The 17,635-nt window shown below is 35.5% G+C and carries 19 protein-coding genes; 16 read left to right on the top strand and 3 right to left on the bottom strand.

Features of this window, described 5'->3' with window-relative positions; translation table 11 throughout:
* The first annotated feature begins 108 nt into the window (after nucleotides 1-108).
* Nucleotides 109-972: a carboxymuconolactone decarboxylase family protein gene (locus C6H17_RS00105; RefSeq protein WP_005217145.1), complete on the top strand. Its 864-nt coding sequence runs from the start codon at nucleotides 109-111 to the stop codon at nucleotides 970-972.
* A gap of 148 nt (nucleotides 973-1,120) precedes the next feature.
* Complete coding sequence (locus tag C6H17_RS00100) at nucleotides 1,121-1,618, top strand: cupin domain-containing protein (RefSeq protein ID WP_020995514.1); 498 nt, start codon at nucleotides 1,121-1,123, stop codon at nucleotides 1,616-1,618.
* Between the two features lie 332 nt (nucleotides 1,619-1,950).
* Here C6H17_RS00100 and C6H17_RS00095 read toward each other — a convergent pair whose 3' ends face one another.
* Nucleotides 1,951-2,283: a hypothetical protein gene (locus C6H17_RS00095; RefSeq protein WP_005217141.1), complete on the bottom strand. Its 333-nt coding sequence runs from the start codon at nucleotides 2,281-2,283 to the stop codon at nucleotides 1,951-1,953.
* A gap of 256 nt (nucleotides 2,284-2,539) precedes the next feature.
* Between C6H17_RS00095 and C6H17_RS00090 the strand changes: the two genes are divergently transcribed.
* The 8 genes from C6H17_RS00090 (at nucleotide 2,540) to C6H17_RS00060 (ending at nucleotide 8,552) form a co-directional block, all read left to right on the top strand.
* Nucleotides 2,540-2,974, top strand: a complete 435-nt coding sequence (locus C6H17_RS00090) for a flagellar FliJ family protein (protein WP_020995513.1) — start codon at nucleotides 2,540-2,542, stop codon at nucleotides 2,972-2,974.
* Nucleotides 2,975-3,018: 44 nt separating this feature from the next.
* Nucleotides 3,019-3,654, top strand: coding sequence for a riboflavin synthase (gene ribE, locus C6H17_RS00085; RefSeq protein ID WP_005217136.1), 636 nt, complete (start codon nucleotides 3,019-3,021; stop codon nucleotides 3,652-3,654).
* 202 nt (nucleotides 3,655-3,856) lie between these two features.
* A complete protein-coding gene (locus C6H17_RS12660) occupies nucleotides 3,857-4,003 on the top strand; it encodes a hypothetical protein (RefSeq protein WP_194146753.1) in 147 nt (48 codons plus the stop codon).
* Between the two features lie 2 nt (nucleotides 4,004-4,005).
* Entirely contained in the window at nucleotides 4,006-4,143 is a 138-nt protein-coding gene (locus tag C6H17_RS12015) for a hypothetical protein (RefSeq protein WP_020995512.1), read from the top strand.
* 258 nt (nucleotides 4,144-4,401) lie between these two features.
* The gene (locus C6H17_RS00075; protein WP_020995511.1) at nucleotides 4,402-4,641 is read left to right on the top strand and encodes a PKD domain-containing protein; all 240 of its coding nucleotides are present in this window, start codon (nucleotides 4,402-4,404) and stop codon (nucleotides 4,639-4,641) included.
* Nucleotides 4,642-5,404: 763 nt separating this feature from the next.
* Nucleotides 5,405-6,232, top strand: a complete 828-nt coding sequence (gene panC / locus C6H17_RS00070; protein WP_005217134.1) for a pantoate--beta-alanine ligase — start codon at nucleotides 5,405-5,407, stop codon at nucleotides 6,230-6,232.
* Between the two features lie 46 nt (nucleotides 6,233-6,278).
* Nucleotides 6,279-7,556 carry a hypothetical protein gene (locus tag C6H17_RS00065; RefSeq protein WP_005217132.1) on the top strand — a complete coding sequence of 426 codons (1,278 nt, stop codon included), beginning with the start codon at nucleotides 6,279-6,281 and terminating at the stop codon, nucleotides 7,554-7,556.
* A 141-nt stretch (nucleotides 7,557-7,697) separates the two neighbouring features.
* The gene (locus tag C6H17_RS00060; protein ID WP_005217130.1) at nucleotides 7,698-8,552 is read left to right on the top strand and encodes a transporter substrate-binding domain-containing protein; all 855 of its coding nucleotides are present in this window, start codon (nucleotides 7,698-7,700) and stop codon (nucleotides 8,550-8,552) included.
* A gap of 236 nt (nucleotides 8,553-8,788) precedes the next feature.
* Here the strand turns inward: C6H17_RS00060 and C6H17_RS00055 are convergent, their stop codons facing one another.
* A complete protein-coding gene (locus C6H17_RS00055) occupies nucleotides 8,789-9,535 on the bottom strand; it encodes an NYN domain-containing protein (protein ID WP_005217129.1) in 747 nt (248 codons plus the stop codon).
* A gap of 217 nt (nucleotides 9,536-9,752) precedes the next feature.
* Between C6H17_RS00055 and C6H17_RS00050 the strand changes: the two genes are divergently transcribed.
* The 6 genes from C6H17_RS00050 to infB all read left to right on the top strand — a co-directional run bounded on the left by C6H17_RS00050 (nucleotide 9,753) and on the right by infB (nucleotide 17,383).
* Nucleotides 9,753-10,922, top strand: coding sequence for a DHH family phosphoesterase (locus C6H17_RS00050; protein WP_004085759.1), 1,170 nt, complete (start codon nucleotides 9,753-9,755; stop codon nucleotides 10,920-10,922).
* A gap of 195 nt (nucleotides 10,923-11,117) precedes the next feature.
* Nucleotides 11,118-11,912 (top strand): ferritin-like domain-containing protein, encoded by a 795-nt coding sequence (locus C6H17_RS00045; RefSeq protein WP_005217127.1) that lies wholly within the window; start codon nucleotides 11,118-11,120, stop codon nucleotides 11,910-11,912.
* An 899-nt stretch (nucleotides 11,913-12,811) separates the two neighbouring features.
* Nucleotides 12,812-13,288, top strand: a complete 477-nt coding sequence (locus tag C6H17_RS00035) for a hypothetical protein (protein ID WP_020995509.1) — start codon at nucleotides 12,812-12,814, stop codon at nucleotides 13,286-13,288.
* Between the two features lie 91 nt (nucleotides 13,289-13,379).
* On the top strand, nucleotides 13,380-14,273 hold the full coding sequence (thrB, locus tag C6H17_RS00030) for a homoserine kinase (RefSeq protein ID WP_020995508.1): 894 nt from the start codon (nucleotides 13,380-13,382) through the stop codon (nucleotides 14,271-14,273).
* A 6-nt stretch (nucleotides 14,274-14,279) separates the two neighbouring features.
* The gene (locus C6H17_RS00025) at nucleotides 14,280-14,543 is read left to right on the top strand and encodes a DUF448 domain-containing protein (RefSeq protein WP_020995507.1); all 264 of its coding nucleotides are present in this window, start codon (nucleotides 14,280-14,282) and stop codon (nucleotides 14,541-14,543) included.
* Nucleotides 14,531-17,383, top strand: coding sequence for a translation initiation factor IF-2 (gene infB / locus C6H17_RS00020; RefSeq protein ID WP_005217121.1), 2,853 nt, complete (start codon nucleotides 14,531-14,533; stop codon nucleotides 17,381-17,383). Before C6H17_RS00025 ends, infB begins: the two co-directional genes overlap by 13 nt.
* 27 nt (nucleotides 17,384-17,410) lie before the next feature.
* Here infB and C6H17_RS00015 read toward each other — a convergent pair.
* Nucleotides 17,411-17,635: hypothetical protein (locus C6H17_RS00015; protein WP_158654995.1), on the bottom strand; the 225-nt coding region annotated here is incomplete at its 5' end.

The following is a 17,635-nucleotide window of genomic DNA, read 5'->3' as shown; positions in this document are numbered from 1 at the left end:
CAAAAATCTTGCATTTTCCCCTTGACAGACACTAGGTGTCAGGCTTTATACTTTCACACAGAATCAATAAGATTCTAAATATTTCACATTTATTTTAAAGGACACATAATGAAAACAAAACAAAATCGCAGAGATTTTTTACAAAAAGTTAGCATAGGAGCAGGAGCGTTGCTTATGGGTGATATTGTTTTTGCAGAAAATATACATAAGAAAAAGGAGATAAAAATGCAATTAACACAGAGAGCAAAAGAGCATTTTGCTCAGCTTTTTTTGGATATGGACATCGCAGATGATGCAGAGTTTTTTGAAATATTTATGAACTTTGCCCTTGATGAAGCAATCTTAGAATCAAAGCTAGAATTGCAAGACTATATCAAGCTTACATTAGCAGCACTGATAGCTACACAATCGCTGGAAATGTATAAAACTATGCTTCAAGCAGCACTGAAAAATAGTATAAAGCCCATTGTGATTAAGGAGATTATCTATCAAGCCGTGCCTTATGTGGGGTTTGGGCAAGTGAGTGCGTTTATAGGTATAACAAATAGCATTTTTACAGCCCATAATATTACCCTGCCTTTAGAATCTAAACGCACAACCACAAGAAAAAACAGGCAAGAAAAGGGCTTAAACATTCAGCGACAAATCTTTGGTGCAACAATTGACAAAGCCAACGCACAAGCCCCGCAAGATGAGAAGCATATAAGGCGATTTTTATCAGCAAATTGCTTTGGGGATTATTACACAAGAGATGGTATAGATCTTCAATTTAGAGAGCTTTTAACTTTTGTATATCTTGCAGCTTTAGGCGGGGCAGAATCACAGCTAAAAGCCCATATAAGCGGGAATCTTGCTATGGGTAATAATAGAGAAAGGCTACTTGGTGTCATCACGGCATTGGTGCCTTATATTGGGTATCCAAAAAGTCTTAATGCCATTGCAGCACTTGATAGCATAACACTTAAAGGCTAAGGGGTTGGGTATGAGATTTAGCACAAAATGCAGAAGCATTATGCAAAGCCCCTTGAGCTACACTAGGTGTCAGGCTTTATACTTTTATTTTAGAATCTAATATTTGCTTAAAAACTTAGATTCTATCAAATACTCAAAGGAGACAAATATGCAAGTAAATAGGTTTATCCTATCAGGTATATTAGCAAGTATGGTATCAATATGTTTCGCACAAGGAGAAAAATCTATGCAAGAGATTATAAAAGAGGCAAAAGAGATAAAGGGAGATTCTAGAATCTTTAGCGGTGAAGTTGGAGTTACAATGCTTTTTGAGAAAAATGCGTGGCGAGATTTTAGCGGTGCAAAGGTGCATTTTAGCCCAAAGGCTAGGAGTGCTTGGCATACTCACCCCGCTGGACAGACACTCATTGTTACGCAAGGTGTGATTTACACAGGCACAAAAGATGGCATTATCCACAAAGCAGAAGTAGGGGAGAGCATTTCTTGTCCGCCAAATGTAGCGCATTGGCACGGAGCTGGGCTAGAATCTAGCGGCACACATATCGCCCTAACGCAATATAACAAGGATTCTAATGTGATATGGGGCGATAAGCTAAGCGATACAGAGTATTTACAAGCGATTAAACAAGCAGAGAAAAGGAAGTGATATGCGGGATAAAAGATAGATTCTAAAGATAGGGTAAAATAACATATTACATTTTCAAGGCACAGGGGGTAGAAATTGCTTGTTGGTTTCTCATCAAACTTCCCCTTGACAGACACCAAGTGTCAGGTTTTATACTTTGATTTAGATTCTTGTCGTTTTAAGCCATAGGTGAAAAATCTTTATTTGAATCTGTTTTAGAATTTAGGCTTTGCTTAGATTCTACATCAGATGTTTTGCTCCGCTCAATACGACAACTTTTATAATCTAGAATCAAATCTTAAACATAGAATCTAAAAGTATGCTATATGGCTTTAATCAAAGTCTATTTGGTATCACTTTGTAAGGCATATCTCTTGTAAATATTTAATTGCTTGGCTAATGCTTTTAAGTTTGTCCGTCTCTTCTAAATCTTTATTTGTTAAGGCTTTATCATTAAAGCATTTAGCGCTTATAAACTTGCCGCCTTGTGTTTTAATCAAGGTTAGCAGCTTTTTATCTTCCGCGTAGAATCTCATATCTCCACGCAATAGATTATTTAAAACTGATGATTCTAATCGCAATTTTCCATTTTCATCATACCTTTTTTCTATGCTTTCTATTTTGTCATTTTTGTATGGTCTTTCTACCCAAAGATCCCCATTGTAATAATATTTTCTCTCTAACAACCGCTTATAAAATCTTCCTTACCTTTACATTTTTTTAGTGTGTCTGCATGCAAAATAGAAAATGAAAGAAAAACTATAAACACACTTTAGCAATATAATTTCCCTTTTAATTGAGATAATAGATTCTATTTTACAAAATAAGTATTAGAAGCAAAGTGAGATTTAGCCAAATATAGAATCTAGCCATAGCGTTTTAATGTAGTTTCAAAATCACATGCTATAATGCAGAGTGCTTATTTGTATTCAAGGACATGTTATGACAAAACAGCTTGTTAATCTTGTAAAAATCGCAAAGCAACAACTCGATATGCAGGAAAAAAACCTATTACGCAATCAAACATTAATCACGCGTAAATATGCTGATATAGATTCTATCAATACGCAGATTGCTAGTATTCCTATGCCCTCATCTGGTAGCTTCAGTGCTTATCAAAGTCAAAAAGATTCTATCCAAGCCTATCTCTATGAAATACGCGAGATTCAAAGGCAAATAGGCATTTTGAAAGAAGAGCAAGAATACATTAAGCAGCAAATCCGCATAGCACACCTAGAACATGAAAAAACGCTATATCTCTACAACAAAGCCAAAGATGCACAAACGCTAGAAAACAACAAACAAGAGACAAAACAGCTAGATGAAGTTACAATCATGCTACATACAAGACAAAAAAACAGCACAAATATTGAGTAGCCACATGATTATGGTAAGATTACGCATTTAGTATGGAGAAAGTTATGTTTAGCGGACTTGTGAGACAATTTGCAAAAGTGCGTTTTTATCGCGATCAAATCCTGTGTTTAGAATCTGATTTAAACCCAAATATAGGCGATAGTATAGCAGTTAATGGAGCATGTCTTACCGCCATAGAAAGCACAAAAACGCATTTTAGCGTAGAGCTTAGTAAAGAGAGTGCCTCATTAATCGCCACAGAAAACTTGCAAGGGCTAGTGCATATCGAGCCAGCCTTGCGTTTAGGCGATGGATTGCATGGACATATCGTGCAGGGGCATATTGATTCTATCGGCGTGATAAAGTCTAGAGAAATGCAGGCAAATCAGCATGTTTTCCACATAGAAACAACGCAAAAAGCCCTATCTTACATGGTAGATAAGGGCAGTGTATGTATTGATGGCATTAGCCTTACGATACATGAAGTGCAAGATTCTAGCTTTAGTCTTGTGATAATCCCACATACAATGCAGAATACACTTTTTATGGATTACAAGATAGGTCGCAGAGTAAATATTGAGACAGACATTATCACACGAAGCATTGCAAATATGTTTCATAAATATATGCTAACTCACAATAATCCTAGTAAAAAACAAGCCATGCAGGATATGTATGATTCTATAACGCTTTTGTATTGATAAAAGTTCGCAGGTTGTTTCTTAACTGCATTACACAAGAGAATTTTGATTTTCAGAATCTTAGTTTTTTATAGAAGCTAAGATGAAAGATAGCTAAATTATAAAGACGCCTTAGATAGCTTTATAAAGTATATGCCAAAATATGTTTTAATAGAGCTACGCTTTTACAGATGACCAAAAAGCCCTAGCTTATAGTGATTTTATGGCTAAAACATTTTTAGGAGTATTTCAAAGTGCAGTCCAAACAGCATTAACCATAGACCAAAACGAAGTAGCCACAAGAGACGCACAAAATCAAAGTGCTTTAGGCATATTAGGCAAAATAACAATAAAAGAGAGAAAGAAGTAGCAATGCTATCAAATCAAGTGAAAGAAAGCTTTTTTAAGATACAAGCAAGTAAAATGCAAACAGCTCAACTTCAAGCTCAAGCCTTGCAAGATAAAATCAAGGCAGAAGTATTACATAAAAGTGTCAATGATAACGCATAGATAAATAAGGCTAATTGCCAAAAAACATCAATCAGTAATAGCTATCAAAATGTCCTATCAAATGCAAATAAACCAGACTTACTTAAAAGCTATGATATGCAGCAAACAACTGTTAATGCACTCAAAGCAATAGGTGAAGCTCCAATCAGTGATTACACAGATGAGTGGAAAAAGGTGTAAATACCTGACTACAATACAGACTTTGATACTACTATACTAGAGATATATGCTACTAAGAGTGTTATAGCCATTGATGAAGTGATAGGATTTCATATTGTTACTTCTATTGAGTTAGTAGAAGTTGAATGGGATTTTGGAGATGGTGAAGTGAGTAGTCAAAAGGATAATATCTTAAAGTCTTTTAATAAAGAAGGCTCATATAATGTGAGATTAAAAGCTTTGGTAGAAGTTGAGAATAAAGACTATGTTAATGATAAGAGTCAAGATAAATTTGTGCTTAAAAAATACTTTAGAGACTTAGAGATTTTGGTGTGTTAGGGGGTTTGGCGTGGGAGTTAGATTCTTTAAATTTTGCACCCCCTACCTTGCACCTACCCACTTGGATAAAAATCTCGAATCTTGTCATATTGAATTCAAGACACAAAGTATCTCTTTTGCAACGAGTTAGAAAGATTAGCTTACTCAATATGACAATTATAAGATTCTAAAGCCACGCAATAAAATCTTGCACTTTTCATCGTAAAATCCACAAAAGATTTGAATAAATCGCTACAATAGCGTTTTATTTCTACAAGCGATAAGGGCAAATATTATGTTACAAAACCAACAAGATTGCGATTATAAAAACTACGACTATAAGGCATTTAAGCAACAACATAAAAATTGCATTATAGCAACGACAAAAGAGGAGCTACAAGAAGCCTTGCAAGTAAAGCAACAAGAATATATTGCTTTTTTACAAACAAATATTCAAACAGATAACACGAAACGAGATTTAAATTACAATCACATAGATGATACAAAACACACTCCATGCCATATGCAAACAAGCAATACAGAAAAAGCTTTACACGACACACAGGCAGATGAAGCAAAACAAATTGTAAGCTACAATCAAGTAGATGAAACACAACAAGCCCCATATAATAATCACATAAAAAACACCAAACAAACTTTGCAAGACAATCACACAGAAGACACAAAGCGACTATTACATTACAGCCAAACAGACAATACAAAACAAGTTTTAAATCATAATCAAACAACCAAACCAAATCAAACTATATGTATCCAAACGGGCATGAGTCATGCAAAATTGCATAATGAAAATAAAGATTCTAATATACATTTCACTTCGCTTGATATTGGTTTCACGCCGACTATGGGGGCTTTACATAACGGACATAAAAGCCTTATAGAATCTAATGTCGCACAAAATCATATAGCCGTTGTCTCTATCTTTGTGAATCCAACGCAGTTTAGCCCAACAGAAGATTTATCCACTTATCCACGCACACTTGAGAGAGATATTGAAATATGCAGGGAAGTAGGCGTTGATATTGTATTTGCGCCAACGAGTGAGATTCTATACACAGATGATGATGAAATCACAATAGAACCGCCCAAAAAGATGGGCTATATCCTTGAGGGATACTATCGTCCCACGCATTTTAGAGGGGTATTGCAAGTCGTGCTAAAGCTTTTTAATCTCATTTCGCCTACAAGGGCATATTTTGGACAAAAAGACGCACAGCAGCTACTCATTATCAAGAAAATGGTGCAACATTTATGCCTACCAATAGAAATCATAGGTATGCCAATCGTGCGTGATTATGACAATCTAGCCTTAAGCTCAAGGAATGTATATTTGAGTGAGAGTGAGAGACAACTAGCCCTTGCGATTCCCAAAACGATATTTCATTTACAAGATCTCATCACACAGCAAAATATAAGAGATATTGCTATATTAAAACAAGAAGCAGAAAAGATTCTAGGGAATCTAAACATAGATTATATGGATTTTTACAATCATGATTTAACTTTTGCTACAAAAGCACAAAATTGCATTTTTTTACTTGTAGTTCGCATTGGAAAGATACGATTGCTTGATAATCTTTGGATAGAATAACGGATTTATTTTCACCATATTTAGATTCTATGCAACAAGGAATGTTATGCGTATTTTTATTTTATTTTTTTTAACGATTGCTTTAGCTTTTGGGCAATATAAAACACTTGATTCTGCCCTGCTTAATGGCACAAAACAAGTTGATATTGTGTTATATGGGAATTTTATGTCAAGTGGTGGCGGTGGATATTATACAAATAATCTTTATGGCTCAAGTAGATTCTTAGGTAATACAGGATTGCTTAATGCTTCTGTTGGGCTTGGTTATACCACTGGATTTTATTATAATTTGCGTGCGGCAATATCTTTTCGTGCCGCTCAAGGCTTATTAAACTATAACGATGGAGTGAAAAAATACTTCTATAACAATACAGGCAATGAAGTCTTAGGTGGTAGCAGTGTAGCTTTAGGGGAATCTTTTATAGAATATTTTGATGGTGATACAGCGATTAAAGCAGGGAGATTTCAGCCTATTAGCCCATGGATTAATCACTTAATTGATGGGATCTGGGTGAGAAATGGGAGTGTGAGAAATCTTGTGATTGAAGCGATATGGGCGTATAATTTTGGTCGTGTAAGCTATTATGAAATGACACGATTTATGCCCCTTGATAAAACAGGTTGGTTTAATGTTGGGGTAAAATACTATTTTAATGGCGATCAAAAAGATATAAAAAATAGTGCGTATATGAGTGGTTTTACCACCTTTATACCAAGTGTGTTTGCGACTGCGGGCATAAGAGGGCATTTTGCTACAAGATTTAATGGTGGCAATGTATGGTGGTTTGGTGCTGACTTGGGTTTTGCTGGGAGTTTTGAAGATCATAAAAGTCTAAAGTCTTTTCATAATAATACATTCCTTTTTGATTCTAAAGTTACCATTGGATATAAAAATATTGATGCGATGATTGGCTATGTTGCAAGTGGTAACGCAGGAATGGGTAGTCTTGGAATCTTAGGCGTGGGTAATGGCACACAAGCAGATATGTCAAACACTTTTTATACAAATATTCAGCCCTTTTTTGTATGGGGTGGTCGTGCTATCAAAATGGGAAATAACGCACATTTAATCTATGCGGCAACAAGGCTTGGTTTGCTTGATAATAAGCTCAATATGTATTTTGCCTATGGTGCAACTTTCTTTAATGGCTCAAATTATTATGGTGGCAATAGAAAAAATCTTACACAAAGCGAGTTTAACGCCATGCTTGAGTTTGGTATCACACAAACTCTAAGTGCTATTACGCATATAAGCAGCACGCATTTTAGCAGGGGTGTGCCAAGCACATTTGAGATTAATGGCGGATTGCGATTTATGTTCTAACTATATTGTAAATAAACTCTAAAATATGAAGTTTTTATATACAAGATTCTATAACAATGCAATATTTTTATAATTTTGTTGCATATAAGGCAAGAATATGCTACACTTGCAACTTTATTTTATTTTAGAAAGGGAGCAGTAATGGCTTTTAATTTTAAAGGGATTTTTCGTTCTAGTGCGGCGTTAGTTTTAGGTGGTGCAATTATGCTTGGACTACTTGCATGTGGTGATTCTAAACAAGAAGAGACAAAAAAGCAAGAAAGTGCCATTGAGACAATCAAAAATAATGGCAAGATTCGTATCGGTGTATTCAGCGATAAGCCACCATTTGGATATTATGAAAATAATGAATACAAAGGCTTTGATGTCTATATCGCAAAGCGTTTTGCAAAAGATTTGCTAGGCGATGAGAATAAGATTGAATTTGTGCCTGTTGAAGCGGCAGCTAGGGCTAGTGCTTTAAAAGCAAATAAAGTAGATATTATCATGGCAAACTTTACAAAAACACCAGAGCGAGAAAAGCAAGTAGATTTTGCAAAGCCTTATATGAAAGTAACGCTAGGTGTGGTTAGCAAAGATGGTGCTATCACAAGTGAAGAGCAATTGCAAGGTAAAACTTTGATAGTCAATAAAGGCACAACAGCAGACATTTATTTCAGTAAGCAAAGCGGTATAAACTTACTTAAATTCGAGCAAAACACAGAGACTTTCCAAGCATTCCAGCAAGGAAAAGGTGATGCGCTTTCTCATGATTCTACAATGCTTTATGCGTGGGTAAAACATAATCCAGACTATAAAGTGGGAATCCAATCTATCGGTGAGCAAGATGTAATCGCCCCAGCAGTTAAACAAGGTAATAAAGAATTGCTAGATTGGCTTAATACTGAAATTGATACCTTACAAAAAGAAGGCTTTTTTAAAGAAGCTTATAATGCAACTTTAGCAAGTGAATTTGGCAGTGAAATCACAGCTGATATGGTTATCTTTGCGGAGTAATTTTAGGTCTTAGAATCTTAATGTTCGCTAGAGATTCTATGGAATCTCTAGTATCGTTGCGTAAAACTACTTTCCACAATACTCTAAAAGATTCTTAGGTATTCATGCAATGCAATAAAGGTAAGCAACTTATTTGCTGCAACCTTTTATCTATAACTCCCCAACTATTAGAATCTTTACTAGCTTATATCAAAATTTAACCCCAACAAACTCTCGTGTTTTAAATCTTTTAACTCTTAGTTTTTAATACACACAATAAGAGTGCTGTTATTTTTACCGGTAAGCTCGTAATGTAGATTTGAGGGGTATCTATCAAAAACATTTGCCCATTTTTTTGCCCTAAAGATTCCTTGTAGTGTGTAGGTGTTATCTTGCCGTGCTAAATACCTTGCAAGCTTGGCAACTTGACAGAATCCTTGTTTATCTTGCAGGGCTTGAATGGCATTTTCTAAAATCATTAATTCTTTAGGTTTTGGTGGTGTAGCACTTTTTGTAGATATTTGTTTGCTATTAGTAGTGGGGGTTTTATTTGTGGCGGATTTATTGGTGATTGCTTGGTTATTATTCGTTATTTTGCTTTGTAGGTGGATAAAATGCGTATAGGCATTTTGCAGCGATTCTGGCGTTTTCATCTCGCCAAAACCAATTGAAATCTTACCTTTTGCCTGAATCTCTAGGGCTATATCTCTAAAATCACTATCGCTTGAGACGATACAGATATGCTCTATATTGCTTTCATACAGAATCTTATAGGCACTTGCTTGGATTTTTAAATCACTGGTATTTTTAAAATTTTTGTGTCGAAAAACCTGAATGGGTATCATACCATATTCTTCAACCACTTGTTGTGTCCAATCGCTTTGCCTACTCCAATCCTTAAAGGCATACTTAAGGACTACTTTACCAAATCGCTTTAATCTTTGAAGGATAAAGGGAATATGCGTAGATGATACATTTTCACAATCAAATAAGATAGCTATCATAATTGTATTACTCCATGTTATAATGTGAGAATCTACTTGTTGTTACCATATTTCTATTCACAATGATACATGAAATTTTGCCTAATATTTGTTAAAATCTTTGAATAAGTAAATATAAATGAACTTTTACTTAACGCTTATTTTCGTTTGCAATAGTAAGCTTTTTTGCTATAATTTCACGGATTGATTAAATATATTTTCTACAAAAAGAGCTATTATGAAAGTTTATCATTTATCACATATCGATTTAGATGGCTATGGCTGTCAGTTTGTTTCGCGTGAATTTTTCAAAGACATTACATTCTATAATGCAAACTATGGCAGAGAAGTCATGGTGAGATTACAAGCTATTTTGCGTGATATAGAATCTCACAAGGCACAAACAGAAAATGTGAGTATGCTATTTGGCAAACCAGTAAAAGTTGAGCGAGAGAAAAGTAGCACCCCGCAAAAAGAGCAGTTTATAATCCTTATCACAGATTTAAATCTCACACTAAATGAATCAAAATTTCTAAGCGAACAAGTAAAAGAGCTAAAAATGGCACAAGTAGATGTTGAGATTGTGCTGCTAGACCATCATGCTACAGGCGAAGAGAGTGCGAATATGTATAGCTGGTATTATCTTGATATTAATCGCTGTGCAACAAAGATTACTTATGAATATTTGCTAGATCGCTTTGGCTTAGATACTTCTGTGCAGCAGTGGCTAAAGCCTATCGTTGAGATGATTAACTCTGTGGATATATGGCTTGAAGATGGCTTTGGCTTTGAGTTTGGCAAGGTGGCTATGAGTCTTATTGCATCAAGTAATGAGTTTAATCGCTTTATGTTTGATGATGAAAATAGAAATTATAAGCTTAAATTACTAGATTTTGCGCGTAACTTTTTCATTGAATATAGCACAGAAAAAAGCGGCGGTTTAATCGATGGAAAAGCTTTCGATGAAGTGGGCTTTGATAATGCGCTATTTTTTATCAAAAAAGAAGTGCTAGGCGGAAATAAAGATAGTGAAACAATGGATAATATCATCTCACGCGCACAAGTCAAACTGCTTGAGACAAAGAAAGAGCAATGCAAGGTGTATTTTGAAGATAAGGTTGGCTTTCTAAGCTATGGCATGGGTGGCATTTCTGTTGTGGCAAATAAGTTTTTGCAAGAGAATGAAGAGTTTGATTTTTACATGGATGTAAGCAATAGGGGTAATGTGAGTTTGCGATCAAATGGGAATTGCGATGTAAGTGCATTAAGTCAAATGTGCTTTAATGGCGGCGGACATAAGAATGCAAGCGGCGGTCGAATTGATAGTTTTAGAGAGAGCTTTGTGTATGATGACATTAAAACGCAAGTGCAAGGACATTTGCAAATGAAAGACGAGTGGGAATTGTAGGGGTATTATAGTATTTTATATTGTGGGTTTTTGAAATATAATTGCAGTAATTGTCATGTTGAAGCAGCAAAGTTTGCAATGCAACTTTAGATCTTAATTCTCTCTTAAAACATAAATGTGAATCTCACGCCAAAGTCCTAATTACACCTTGCACCAATGTTATGTTAGAATCTGAAAGATAGAAATGGAGCATAAATGGAGTTTTTTACCGCAGTTTTTGATGCACTCACCACTACGCAAATTGATTTAAAATTACAAAAAGTAGAATATTTACAGGCAAATTTCTACACATATAATATGCAGCATGATATTGAAATTAAGAGTATAAAAACACCTTCTTATGCCCCTTTTTGCAAGGTTATACACCCTACGCGTTTGCAAAGACCAAAGGGCGGAAACTCAAAAGAAGCCCTAGCAAAAATCCTGCATTCAGTCGCACATATAGAATACAATGCGATTGATTTAGGGCTTGATGCGGCATATCGTTTTCGACATTTACCGCTTGAATATTATTATGATTTTATCACTCTTGCTGGTGAAGAGGTTTTGCATTTTAAGCTTTTAGAATCTTTACTAAAAGAGATCGGGTATAACTATGGGGATTTTTTCGTGCATGATAATCTGTTTTGCGCTATGCAAAGCACACAGACTTTAATTGATCGTATGGCACTCGTGCATAAGGGCTTAGAAGCCTTAGGACTTGATGCAAATCCATTTGTAAGAAAGAAGATAGAACAAGCACAAACACCGCTAAAATCACAGATTCTTGCTGCACTTGATAGAATCTTACATGATGAAATAGGGCATGTCTCAAAAGGTGTAAAATGGCTCAATTACGCACAAAAGCTTTATAACGATAATCGCAGTTTATGTGAGATATTGCAAGGCTATGACTTTAATATCATAGGCAAGATTCCAAATATAGAGGCAAGACTAGAGGCTGGATATAGTATGCAAGAAATAGAATCTTTGCAGCAAACTTTAAGGTAGTCACTAAAATATAAAAGCTTGTAAAACTTTGTAGGAAAAAGAATCTGTAAAATATGAGTTAATATTGCAATGATTTTGGCTTATATTATGCTGGATATTATATCTTATGAAAAGACACAGTATGTCATTACCATTCATGATAACCATAGTGGTTACAGCTATTGCGGATGGGATTTTAGAACTTAAAGCATTCCATCAATATTATTATTGTGTAGAAGCCTCAATGGTCGGCGCTATAAGATTTGATGCTGCTGGGCTTATAAAATATCATTACAGATGGAAAATCATCTTTATTGCATTGTGTCACTTGGATACTTATATGCTAGGCTCATAATGCGGTTAAGTATAGTTTCATCTAGAATCTTTGGTGATATGGAAGTTTTTGTATTGGTATAAGAACTTTAATTTTATTATTTTAGATGTATATATGCCAGCATTCTGTATTTACCATCCACTCTATATTTGATTTAATACCGCCCGAATTCGCTAAAATCATGGAAAGATATTGCAATAAATTAGATTAAAGTATTGAAAAGTGCGATTTATCATGTTTATGTGGAATCATAAGAAGGTGTTAGCCAAATAAATGCAAGGTTGTTTTGGAGCGCATTAGAATTACCCGAAATCTATATAGTTTGGTTCGAATGATTTGCAAGTCTTTAGCATTTAAGCGGTGTTTATTTACCATCATTCATGAAAAAACATAAAATCATTATCTTGCTTACTCAATGTAAATACAATCTCACTAAATTCTAAGATAAAGCATGCTGAGGGTTAAGAAGTTGATATAAAATTTAGATATAATGAGAACTTATAAAGCATGTTTTAAAGATTCTAAGTCTAGTTTCTTTACTTAGTTAAATACAACAATGCTTTATCACATAAGCTCAAGGAAATATATGGATTTTTTAGCTAATCTTTTTCAAACTATCACTTCACTCATTCATATAGACCAGATTGTGTTTTTGTTACACGACTCGCCTTTTATCTATATTATTACGATTGCTTTATTTTGCTGTGTGATGCTGCTTATGAGTGTTTTTTCATCATATAAGATTCTAAATTTACAGATATTATTTGCTTGGATTCTCTCTTGTGTTATAACCTTTATCTATCTTGTCAATTCACACACGGATATGGAGCAGATAAAGCTTAGTGCTGCACTTCACTCACAAATTATTTTATCATTTTCTAGCATTATTATATTGCTTATATTTTATCTCTTGGGGTTAGTTAGCACAAAGCCTTTTAAGGCTAGGAAAAATTTTGGACGACATACATGGTGGGTTAGCATTGTCCGCTTTATTGTTGTGCTTGCATTTTGTTGCGTGTTTAATATCGGCTTATTTGTAGCTTCTGCTTTGTTTTATTTGTAGTAAAATAGAGAATCCTTTGCTATAATACCACGATATCTTTACAAAAGCCTTGTAACCTTAAAAACAGATTAAAAATATGGAGAATTGAAGTTTGAATTTTTCAGTGCCTGCTACCAGTGCAAATTTAGGACCGGGATTTGATTGTCTAGGCATATCATTAGGGTTTCGCAATTATTTTAGCATAGAAGAAGCAAAAGAACAGCATATTACCATCAGCGGTGAAGGGAAGATGAATCCACATTTCACGCAAGATAATACATTTGTAAGAATCTTTATGCACACATATAAAAAGCTTGGTGGCAAGTCCCAATTTCACTTTACATTTCAAAATAATATACCTGTGGCAAGGGGTATGGGATCATCGAGTGCTATTATTGTTGGGGCGATTTTTAGTGCGTTTAAAATGGCAGGAAAAATACCAAATAAAGATGAAGTATTAAATCTGTCTTTGCATCATGAAAATCACCCTGATAATATCACACCAGCGACTATGGGCGGCTTTAATGCAAGTTTTTTAAAGACACATAATAATAAATCAAAAGTAGTCTATTTGCGACAAAATATGCCAAAGAATCTTAAAGCTGTAATGGTAGTCCCCTATCAGCCTATGTCTACCAAAAAAGCAAGAGGCGTATTGCCAAAAGCTTATAGTGTGCAAGATTGTGTCTTTAATCTCTCTCATGCTTCGGTTTTAAGCCTTGCCTTTGGTATGCAAAGATGGGATTTACTGCGTGAGGGCTCACTTGATAGAATGCACGAGCAAGTTCGTATGGCAACCTTTCCCATACTTTTTGAGATTCAAAAACATGCTTTGCAAAATGGTGCGCTTATGAGCACACTTTCTGGCAGTGGCTCTTCTATGTTTAATCTATGTTATAGCGATGATGCAAGGCGATTAGCAAAGCAACTTATGTCTAGATTCTCAAAATTTCGCGTTTTAACACTTGATTTTGACAATGATGGTGTTAAGATTGAGAAAGGATAGGTGCATGTGAGTAAGGTTACACGATACTATGCTACAAAAAGTGTGCGTATGTGTGTTGTATGCAGACAAAGGGATTTGCAAAAAAATCTCATACGATTTAAGGTTTTAGAATCTGCATTGCAACTTTATGATGGTAGCGGGCGAAGTTTTTATGTATGCTATATGTGTTTGCCACAACGCAAAACACAGCAAATTATTAAAAGGATTGTTAAAAAAGCAGAGAATCTGCAAGAACAAATCGAGGAGATAGCACAAATATGTCAAAAGTAAGTATTAAAGAAATCGCAGATGAAGCTGCAAAAAATCCAAAAGATATACTCGATAAAGCTAAAGAGCTAGGTTTTAAAGTGCGGAATGTATCAAGCACCATTACGACAGAAGAAGCAGAAATGCTTTATAACTACATTACAACAGGAAGTTTGCCTGATGGTTTTGTGCCAGCGACTGAAAAAACAAAGGCTAAAAAAGATTCTAAGGCTAAAAAAACAGATAAAAATGATGACGCACAAACTGAAGCAGAAACTGACATTACAGCACAAAAAACCACAAAAAAGCAAAAATCAACCAAAAAAGATACACAAGAAACATTAAACAAAGATGAAACACAAGCTACACCAAAAGCGGTGCAAACAAGTGATATTAAACCTAAAAAATCTATCCAGATTGTAAGAAGGAGTGATGAAGAGCCACAAAAAGTAGTAGCTAAAACACAAACAGAAAATACGATAAAAAAAGAGCAATCCAGCACAGCCATCATCGAAACAACAGCTAAAGAAACCATACACACAGAAACAACATTAAAAGAAACAAAGCAAGAAGCACCAATAAAGCCTATAGAATCTACACCAAGCACAGAGGCAAAAAGAGATTCTGAACTCCCACAAGGAATAGACCCAAGTCAGTTAAAAAAACCACGAATAAGTGCAATCCGTGTAATCAGTAAAAATGACGAAGTCCAAACTACAAGCAAAAAGAAAGATGATTCAAATTCTAGTTTGCGTAGCGCTACACAAATACTTGATACCTTAAAGAATGTTGAACGCAAAGAAAAGGTAAAAAAGAAAAAGGACAAAAACACAAATAAACCGCAGCAAAAGCACTCTTCACATATCATCAGCATGGAACGCGATATGGGCGGCTTTGGCTATGATGATGAGCAAGATGAAATCATGCTTATTGATTTATATGAAGATAATAGCCCAAAAGAGAGTTTTGAAGAAGAAAGGGTGAAGAAAAATGAGCTAAACGATAAGATTAAAGTCAATCGCTATAGCCCATGGATGAAAGAAGGCTCAATTGCTAGACCTTCAAAAGGCAAGGGTAAAAAAATGCGTAATAATAAAGGTAAAGAACAAACTGAAGCCATAACTTCACTTGTATTACCTGAAGAGATACGCGTATATGAGTTTGCTGAAAAGGCAAATCTAGAGTTAGGCAATGTGCTTGGCAAACTCTTTTTGCTTGGTGTGAAAATGCTAAAAAATGACTTCCTTGATAAGGATACAATCGAGATTCTAGCAAGTGAATACAATATTGATGTAAGCATTCAAGCAAATGTGCCTTTAGTCGAAGAGGAAGAGATTATAGAATCTGATTTAGAGCATAGACCGCCTGTTGTTACGATTATGGGACATGTAGATCATGGTAAGACTTCACTGCTAGATTATATTAGAAACTCACGCATTGCAAGTAGCGAAGCAGGGGGAATCACCCAGCATATTGGTGCATATATGGTGCAAAAAAATGATAAATGGATAAGCTTCATTGATACGCCCGGACATGAAGCATTCGCACAGATGAGAAGTCGTGGCGCACAAGTTACAGACATAGCTATCATTGTAATAGCCGCAGATGATGGGGTAAAACAACAAAGTATTGAAGCCCTAAATCACGCAAAATCTGCGAATGTGCAAATCATTATCGCTATGAATAAAATGGATAAAGAAGGTGCAAATCCAGATAAGCTAAAAGCAGAGTGTGCGGAGCTTGGCTTTACACCTATGGATTGGGGCGGTGAATATGAGTTTATCCCTATCAGTGCAAAGACAGGTGAAGGCGTAGATGTGCTTTTAGAAACAATCCTTATACAAGCAGAGATTCTAGAATTAAGGGCAAGTAAAAAGGCTAAAGCAAAAGCTATTGTGCTAGAGGGTAGTCAGCAGGTAGGTAAAGGGTCTGTGGCGACTATTATCGTGCAGCAGGGTGTGCTAGAAATCGGGCAAAGCATTGTGGCAGATACTGCCTATGGTAAGGTAAGGACGCTAAAAGATGACACGGGCAAAAGCATTACTAGACTAGAGCCAAGCGGTGTAGCACAAATCACTGGACTATCAGAAGTGCCAAGTGCAGGGGCTTTGCTGCAAGTGGTAGAAAATGATTCTATCGCAAGAGAGATGGCAAACAAAAGAAGTGCATATTTAAGGCAAAAACAACTCAGCAAAAGCACAAAAGTAACCTTTGATGAGTTAAGCTCAATGGTGGCAAAAGGACAGATTAAAAGTGTGCCTGTTATCTTGCGTGCTGATACGCAAGGAAGCCTTGAAGCTATTAAAGCAAGCCTAGAAGGGCTAAATAATCAAGAAGTAGAAATCAATGTCATTAGCTTTGGTATCGGTGGAATCACACAAAGCGATCTAGACTTAGCAAATGCAAGTAGCAATTGTGTCGTGCTAGGCTTTAATGTCCGCCCAACAAATGAGATTAAAAACCTTGCAAAAGACTTAGGCATTACCATTAAAAGCTATGCGATTATTTATGATTTAATCGATGATATGAAAGCCTTATTAAGCGGGCTTATGTCGCCTATTATCGAAGAAGAAGTCGTGGGTAATGTGAGTGTAAGAGAGACTTTTGTGGTAGCAAAGCTTGGGACTATTGCAGGTTGTATGGTGCTTGATGGCAAGGTTGAAAAGAATTTAAGTGTGAGAGTTTTACGCAATGGTGTAGTGCTATGGAGTGGCAAGATAGCAAGTCTCAAACGATTTAAAGATGATGTAAAAGAGGTGAGTAAAGGCTATGAATGCGGCATTATGCTTGAAGGCTTTAATGATATTTTGGCACAAGATGAATTTGAAATCTACAAAGAGATTGAAAAACAAAGGGTGTTGTGAGATTTGGATTCCATATATGTTTAGGTGCTATAAACTTTGAATCCTAACCCCCATGCACCTGTTTAGATAAGAGTCAAAAGTCATATTTTCATCAGCATTGAGAAATATGCTTGAGTTTGCGGTTGTGCTATGATTATTAGCAGCAAATACATCAATATCCTTTGCCACTTTTTTTGCGTAAAACATCGCCCAATATGCTCTTGTCTCTCTCCTTTTATTATTGCATGAGAATCCCCCTGTATAGATTCTGTA

The organism is Helicobacter rappini (genome assembly GCF_900198625.1).
GTDB lineage: Bacteria > Campylobacterota > Campylobacteria > Campylobacterales > Helicobacteraceae > Helicobacter_A > Helicobacter_A rappini.
Note: the sequence above shows the minus strand (reverse complement) of the source record. Positions and strands in the feature narration are given on the sequence as shown.